The sequence below is a fragment of the Mesorhizobium sp. M0410 genome, assembly GCF_040321435.1.
Classification (GTDB): Bacteria; Pseudomonadota; Alphaproteobacteria; order Rhizobiales; family Rhizobiaceae; genus Mesorhizobium.
The window spans coordinates 1-7,205 of record NZ_JAMYRN010000054.1 but is presented as its reverse complement, the minus strand read 5'-3'; the positions used below and the strand labels follow the sequence as shown (position 1 = coordinate 7,205).

General features: G+C 61.6%; 10 protein-coding genes and 1 tRNA gene. All 11 read left to right on the top strand.

Translation table 11 applies throughout. From position 1 onward, the window contains the following. A partial coding sequence (locus tag NKI63_RS30370) for an EF-Tu C-terminal domain-related protein (protein WP_455749504.1) occupies nucleotides 1-86 on the top strand: 86 nt, incomplete at its 5' end. Between the two features lie 159 nt (nucleotides 87-245). Beyond that, nucleotides 246-1,931: a COG3904 family protein gene (locus NKI63_RS30365; protein WP_352509925.1), complete on the top strand. Its 1,686-nt coding sequence runs from the start codon at nucleotides 246-248 to the stop codon at nucleotides 1,929-1,931. Nucleotides 1,932-2,028: 97 nt separating this feature from the next. Continuing rightward, nucleotides 2,029-2,511, top strand: coding sequence for a group II truncated hemoglobin (locus NKI63_RS30360; RefSeq protein ID WP_352509926.1), 483 nt, complete (start codon nucleotides 2,029-2,031; stop codon nucleotides 2,509-2,511). Between the two features lie 48 nt (nucleotides 2,512-2,559). Beyond that, entirely contained in the window at nucleotides 2,560-3,156 is a 597-nt protein-coding gene (locus NKI63_RS30355) for a hypothetical protein (RefSeq protein ID WP_352509927.1), read from the top strand. Nucleotides 3,157-3,233: 77 nt separating this feature from the next. Next, a tRNA-Trp gene (locus tag NKI63_RS30350) sits at nucleotides 3,234-3,309 on the top strand. A 363-nt stretch (nucleotides 3,310-3,672) separates the two neighbouring features. Continuing rightward, on the top strand, nucleotides 3,673-3,876 hold the full coding sequence (gene secE, locus NKI63_RS30345) for a preprotein translocase subunit SecE (RefSeq protein WP_023680439.1): 204 nt from the start codon (nucleotides 3,673-3,675) through the stop codon (nucleotides 3,874-3,876). A gap of 27 nt (nucleotides 3,877-3,903) precedes the next feature. Next, complete coding sequence (gene nusG / locus NKI63_RS30340; protein ID WP_006333333.1) at nucleotides 3,904-4,431, top strand: transcription termination/antitermination protein NusG; 528 nt, start codon at nucleotides 3,904-3,906, stop codon at nucleotides 4,429-4,431. A gap of 160 nt (nucleotides 4,432-4,591) precedes the next feature. Beyond that, entirely contained in the window at nucleotides 4,592-5,020 is a 429-nt protein-coding gene (rplK, locus tag NKI63_RS30335; protein ID WP_254817141.1) for a 50S ribosomal protein L11, read from the top strand. Between the two features lie 4 nt (nucleotides 5,021-5,024). Next, on the top strand, nucleotides 5,025-5,723 hold the full coding sequence (gene rplA / locus NKI63_RS30330) for a 50S ribosomal protein L1 (RefSeq protein WP_254817142.1): 699 nt from the start codon (nucleotides 5,025-5,027) through the stop codon (nucleotides 5,721-5,723). 390 nt (nucleotides 5,724-6,113) lie between these two features. After that, on the top strand, nucleotides 6,114-6,632 hold the full coding sequence (gene rplJ / locus NKI63_RS30325) for a 50S ribosomal protein L10 (RefSeq protein WP_008875657.1): 519 nt from the start codon (nucleotides 6,114-6,116) through the stop codon (nucleotides 6,630-6,632). A gap of 54 nt (nucleotides 6,633-6,686) precedes the next feature. Further along, the gene (gene rplL / locus NKI63_RS30320; RefSeq protein ID WP_140752948.1) at nucleotides 6,687-7,064 is read left to right on the top strand and encodes a 50S ribosomal protein L7/L12; all 378 of its coding nucleotides are present in this window, start codon (nucleotides 6,687-6,689) and stop codon (nucleotides 7,062-7,064) included. Nucleotides 7,065-7,205 lie beyond the last annotated feature (141 nt).

Here is a 7,205-nt window from a genome sequence, read left to right as displayed (position 1 = left end):
TCGCCATGGAAGAGAAGCTGCGCTTCGCCATCCGTGAAGGCGGCCGCACCGTCGGTGCCGGCATCGTCGTCACCATCAAAGAGTAGTCGCCGGCGCTGCCGGTTGAGATCGGATGCAAAGGGGCGGTCTTCGGGCCGCCCTTTTGATTCTGATATTCTGGCAATGGATTAACCGCATTGCTTCAAATCCTGTTGCAAGCGCCTCTGCCATAACTAGTATAGGTTGCATCGAGGGGGGCTGCCCGAATGGTTCCATGGCGCCGTTTGCATAGTCAGGCATGGTGGTCGCTAGGGCTGATCTGCCTGGTGTCGTTGCTTGCCATGGGCCACGCTGCCTTCGCAGCGGATGCAAAGAAATCCACGCCGGAAAAATCCGCGCCGGATTTCGGCCCGACGATGCGGTTCGTCGTCGTCCGCAGCAGCGCGCCGGGCTGCGAGCCGACCTGTCCGGAATGGATATCGGCGGAAGGCTCGATAGAAGCCGGCACACCGGCCCTGTTCAAACGCGCGCTGAAAGCGCTTGGCGGCCGAAAGCTGCCGATCGTCGTCGATTCCCCCGGCGGCAATGTCGAAGCGGCGCTGACACTTGGTCGCCTGATCCGCAAGAACAAGCTCGATATCGCCGTTGGCAAAACCCGCTTCGTCGGCTGTCTGCCAGATGTGAAGAACTGCAAGGAAAACGACGGCAAGGGCGCCCGTTATTTTGGCAATGCTTATGCCGATGGCGCCATCTGCAATTCCGCCTGTCCGTTGATGTTTTCCGGTGGCATCCGGCGCGTGGTCGGGGAATGGGCCTTTCTCGGCGTCCATCAGATCACCACGACCTATATCCGGACGAAATTGCTGTACCGCACCACTTATCGCATGGTGAAAGGCAAGAAGAAGATACTCAGCACCAGGGTCGTCAGCCGGAAGAACGCCGGCAGCTACAAGACCTATGAGATGAACAAGCCGCTGGAGCGGAAGCTGGCGGCCTATCTGAAGGAGATGGGCGTCGGCCTGGGTGTGCTCGAGACCATGAAAAGCACACCGGCCAGCGGTATCCAGCAATTGGCTCCCTACGACATGCTGCAAATGAATCTCGTCACCAGCCGGGATGCCGTCGACCTGCTGACCGCGCCAACCCTATGCACGTCCGATCCGTTGCCGGCGAGTTGCAGGGAGGTGCCGGCGCCGGCGAATATCACGAAGCCGGCCGGCGAAGTGGTGGCGAAAGCCGAGCCTGCACCCGCAGGGCTCGAAACCCCGCGGCCGAAGGAGGTCGCAGACATGCGCTTCGTCCTGGTCCGCGGCAGCAACCCGCTTTGCAATCCAAACTGCCCGGAATGGATCTCGGCCGAAGGCGCGATTGCGCCTCAGACCCCGCAGAAGCTGCGCCAGTTGCTCGCCATGCTTGGCAACCGACGGCTGCCGGTGGTGGTCAGCTCACAAGGAGGCGACCTGTTCAGTGCTCTGGCGGTGGGGCGACTTATCCACGAAAAGAAGCTCGACATCGCCGTCGCCCGCACCGATTTTGTTGGCTGCGACCCGGGAGAGTGGAGTTGCTTGGCTAAAGAGGGCGCCTATGCCGGCCTGACCGTCGATTCGGGAGCGGTATGCGATTCGGCGTGCGCGCTCATGCTTGCCGGCGGCGTCAGACGGTTTGTCGGTCCGCAAGCGCGGCTCGGCATGTACCTGATGGGACAGCAGCAGATAATTAAGCCCTATCTCGAGGACATGGCGATTGGTCCCGGTCTATTCGCCGCGCTCGAGCAGCGCTCGGTCGAGCGCCAGCTCGAACCCGACCTAATGCTGAAGGTTGGACTGACGACGGGGCCGCAATCGGTGGACGCGCTGACGGGCGCCACCATCTGCAAGCCGTCGCCGAAGCCCGACAACTGCCGCGTTCTGCCGTCCGCCAGCGCCGAGGCAGAGACTCCGGCGAAGCTTTAGCGTAACCTTGCACTGCCCATCGAGGCAGGTTGAGCGGTCGCTCGGTGCTTCCGCTATCGTCCAGCGCGGTTGAAGACCAGCATGGGAGGGATCGCAAATGAGCCAGGATGCCCCGACATTGTTCGAATGGGCCGGTGGCACCGAAGCGCTGAACCGCCTGACCCAAACCTTCTACGACAACGTCTCTCGGGATCCCATCGTCGGGCCGGTGTTCAAGCACATGTCGCCGGACCATCCCGCTCACGTCGCGGCCTTCATCGGCGAAGTTTTCGGTGGACCGAAAACCTACAGCGAAAAGCATGGCGGCCATCGCGAGATGGTGATGCACCATCTCGGCAAGCATCTGACCGAGGAGCAGCGCCGGCGCTGGATCAATCTTCTCGCCGACGCCGCCGACGAGATCGGGCTGCCTGACGATCCCGAATTCCGCTCGGCTTTCATGGCCTATGTCGAATGGGGATCGCGGCTGGCCAGGATGAATTCCAACAAGGGCCCGACCTGCGATCCCGAGACGGAACCAATGCCGGCCTGGGGTTGGGGGGTGCCGGGCGGGCCTTACAAGCCGCCTTCGGGAACCTGACCGCGCGCGAATCGGTCGAAAGCCTGCCGGCCAGGAAAACGGGTGGCTATGGAGGTCTCGGTCCTCCAGGCTAACGGTTTAAAGTCGCCGTCGAATGGCGCGGCCACATTGAAAACCGGAGGCTTTGCGATGAGATCGGAAGGCAAGAAAAATTCAAACAGCGTCTTTGACAGCGACCGCGGAATCCGAAATCCGTTTGGCGTCATGGACGTCCCCACTCCCGACGACGAGGAGGTGTCGGCGTTCGCCGCCGGCGTGAAACTGGAGGGAACTCCAAGCGATGAAAATGCCGAGGCCTGGGGCACCGAAAGCGACCGCGACCGCAACGACACCATCGAAGGCAGCTGGTCCAGCCGTTGGAACGGCGGTGCCGATCCCACGATCCCGGGCGATACCGAGGATAAATGGAAGTCTGGCCGGGGCGAGGTGAAGACGGCGGGAGAGAGGGTTTACCTGCTGTTCGATTGGCATAATGGCGTGCGCAAGGGGCTCATCGATGCCCGGCGCCAGGGTGCGAAAGGGCTGGTGGGAAAATACATCAATCTGACCGACCCGAAAATCGTGCGTCCATGGGTCGGCTTGATCGTCAGCAATCAACGGATCGACGGGAAATGGCCGGGAGGACGCCTGGACTTTCGAAGATGAAGGCCGGGTAGCGCACGTCGCTCTTTACAGAGCGCGCGGAAGCTTTTAGGAAGCGCCTGCTGCGCCGACATGCGCATACGGGCATAGCTCAGTTGGTAGAGCGGCGGTCTCCAAAACCGCAGGTCGTAGGTTCGAGCCCTGCTGCCCGTGCCATTCTTCGAATGGATACCTAAAACGATTCTTTTGCAGTGCGGCCTTTGAAAACCGGCTTGTGACTTGCCATATAGCATAAGTTGCGGCATAAGGGCCGCATAGCCGGGACGGAACGACTGGATGGTTCCGAGGCGGCGTTTGGGCATAAAGCGGACACTTGCCACTTGCGTGGATCAAGAATCGGTTTTATGTAGACGAAACAGACACGCGACGCGTGGAGCTGGGAAGCCGGCTTTACGCGTCTGATTTGCATGGGCGAAATGATTGCGCTGATTCGGCGCGAACGCACGCTCAAGCGGCACGTCCCGGCCAGCGGGATCATCCAGGAGACCCGGCCAACGGGTCTTGCAGACAGAGCGGCATATGGCTTCGAAAACCACAAATCCTTTCACCTTTCTCCAGCAGGTTCGCGCGGAGACCGCCAAGGTCACTTGGCCGTCGCGGCGCGAAACGATGATCTCGACGGTGATGGTCCTTGTGTTCGCGGTCATCGCGATGATCTTTTTCTTTACCGCAGACGTGGCCATGGGCTTTGCGGTCGAAAAAATCCTCGGCCTCGGACAGTAAGTCCGGCGATTACGGAGAAGTCTTGAAATGACCGCGCGGTGGTACATCGTCCACGCCTACTCGAACTTTGAAAAGAAGGTCGCCGAGGACATCGAGAACAAGGCCAAGCAGAAGGGCCTGTCCGCCGACATCGAGCAGATCGTGGTGCCGACCGAGAAGGTCGTCGAGATCCGCCGCGGCCGCAAGGTCGATGCCGAGCGCAAGTTCTTTCCGGGCTATGTGCTGCTGAAAGCCAATCTGACCGATGCCGTGTTCTCGCTCGTCAAGAACACGCCGAAGGTCACCGGTTTCCTGGGCGACTCCAAGCCGGTGCCGATCACCGAAGCCGAAGCCCAGCGTATCCTGAACCAGGTTCAGGAAGGCGTCGAGCGGCCGAAGCCGTCGGTGACGTTCGAGATCGGCGAAGCGATCCGCGTTTCGGATGGACCATTCGCGTCGTTCAACGGTTTCGTCCAGGAAGTGGACGAAGAGCGGGCGCGGCTCAAGGTGGAAGTATCGATCTTCGGGCGCGCCGTGCCGGTCGATCTGGAATTCGGACAGGTCGAGAAGGGCTGATCCGAAATCCCTGCACCGGTTTCGGCGGCAGGGAAGGCGGCGCGGAGATCGCGCGGCCAAAAACGGGTGGGAGGCGAATGCGGCTTTAGCCGGCCGCGCGGACCGCACCACCAGACTGCAACCGCCGGCAAGACCGGCATGAGAAAAGGCAGGAAGAGAGATGGCTAAGAAGATTGCAGGCCAGCTCAAGCTCCAGGTTTCCGCGGGATCGGCCACGCCGTCGCCCCCGATCGGCCCGGCGCTTGGTCAGCGTGGCATCAACATCATGGAGTTCTGCAAGGCGTTCAACGCGCAGACCCAGGAAATGGAAAAGGGTTCGCCGGTTCCGGTCGTCATCACCTACTACCAGGACAAGTCGTTCACCTTTGTCATGAAGACGCCGCCGGTGAGCTATTTCCTGAAGAAGGCCGCCAACCTGAAGTCGGGTTCCAAGGAGCCGGGCAAGCTCAAGGCCGGTACGATCGGCCGCGACAAGGTGCGCGCCATCGCCGAGCAGAAGATGAAGGATCTGAACGCAAACGACGTCGAGGCGGCCATGCGCATGGTCGAGGGCTCCGCCCGCTCGATGGGTCTGGAAGTGGTGGGCTGAGATCATGGCAAAGATTGCAAAGCGTGTATCGAAGACCCGCGAAGGCATCGATCCCAACAAGGCTTACGCTTTGGGTGAGGCGCTGAAGCTGCTCAAGGATCGCTCCTCGGTGAAGTTTGATGAGACCGTCGAGGTCGCGATGAACCTCGGCGTCGATCCCCGCCATGCCGACCAGATGGTCCGCGGCGTGGTCAATCTGCCGAACGGCACCGGCCGCAGCGTTCGCGTCGCCGTGTTCGCGCGCGGCGACAAGGCCGAAGAGGCCAAGGCCGCCGGCGCCGACATCGTCGGAGCCGAGGACCTGGTCGACATCGTCCAGAAGGGCACGATCGACTTTGACCGTTGCATCGCCACGCCGGACATGATGCCGCTGGTCGGCCGTCTCGGCAAAGTGCTCGGTCCGCGCGGCATGATGCCGAACCCGAAGGTCGGCACCGTCACCACTGACGTTGCCGCCGCTGTCAAGGCATCGAAGGGCGGCGCCGTCGAGTTCCGCGTCGAGAAGGCCGGCATCGTTCATGCCGGCGTCGGCAAGGTGTCGTTCGACGTCAAGGCGCTGGAAGAAAACGTCCGCGCCTTCGCAGACGCGGTGACCAGGGCAAAGCCGGCTGGGGCCAAGGGCAACTACGTCAAGAAGGTGTCGGTCACCTCGACGATGGGCCCGGGCCTCAAGCTCGATGTCTCGACGCTCGCAGCGTCCTGATACGAACAATTGGATCGGCCGCTAAAACGCTGATCCGTGAAAGAATTCCGGGCCTCCGACCTGTCGGTGGCCCGGTACCGGAAGTCGAAAGGCTTCCGGACATCCTGTCCGAGATTGCAGGCGGCCCCAAGCCTTAGGTGATGTGGGCCTTAATTCATGTGGGCCTGCATGAGACGGGTGAAGACCGGACAAAGGGGCGAAAGCTCCAATGAAAGGTTCGAACCGTGTTTGCCTTTTGTCTGCGCACCGTCCGGCTAGCCGGCAGGTGTGGCGAAAGGGGGCAGGATCCTCGAGCGTCGTTCGGGAGATCCGTTACTGGATGGCCCGGCCGGCAAAAGGCAACCCGACGCCTGTCCTTCGTAGAGGGCAGGGGTCAACTGGAGATAGGCAGTGGACAGAGCGGAAAAACGCGAACTCGTCACGGGCCTGAATGATGCGTTTTCAAGCGCTGGTTCAGTCGTCGTGGCCCACTACGCCGGTATCACCGTCGCGCAAATGAACGACCTTCGGTCGAAAATGCGCGCCGCCGGTGGCACCGTCAAAGTCGCGAAGAACCGTCTCGCCAAAATCGCTCTTCAGGGCACGGACTCCGCATCGATCATCGAGCTGTTCAAGGGACAGACGCTGATCGCCTATTCGGAGGATCCGATTGCGGCGCCGAAGGTCGCGTCCGATTTCGCCAAGGGAAATGACAAGCTCGTCATTCTCGGTGGCGCAATGGGCACCACCTCGCTCAACGCCGACGGTGTGAAGGCACTCGCCACACTCCCGTCGCTCGATGAGCTGCGCGCCAGGCTGGTTGGCATGATCGCCACGCCGGCAACCCGGATCGCCCAGATCGTCAATGCGCCTGCGGCCTCGGTCGCGCGCGTCATCGGCGCTTACGCCCGGAAGGACGAGGCGGCATGAGGCCGTTCCTCGCTATCACAAACACACGTTCGAACCTTATGAAGGAACATTGCAATGGCTGATCTGGCAAAGATCGTAGACGACCTTTCGAAGCTGACCGTCCTCGAGGCGGCCGAGCTGTCGAAGCTTCTTGAAGAAAAGTGGGGCGTTTCCGCCGCTGCTCCGGTGGCGGTTGCCGCTGCCGGCGGCGCTGCGGCCGCTGCTGCTCCTGTCGAGGAAAAGACGGAATTCGACGTCGTCCTCACCGAGGCAGGCGCTCAGAAGATCAACGTCATCAAGGAAGTTCGCGCCATCACCGGTCTTGGCCTCAAGGAAGCCAAGGACCTGGTCGAGGCGGCTCCGAAGCCGGTCAAGGAAGGCGTTTCCAAGGCCGACGCGGACAAGTTCAAGGCCCAGCTGGAAGCAGCCGGCGCCAAGGTTGAACTGAAGTAAGCGTTGAGTACCGGCGGGCGGCCGCGCGCCCGGCCCCCCAACCCAAAACGGGAGGGGGGGGGGCAAACGCGGAAAGTGGGCAAAACACAATAAATAGGGCCCCCCAACCCCCATAACGCAAACGGGTTTATACCCGTATTT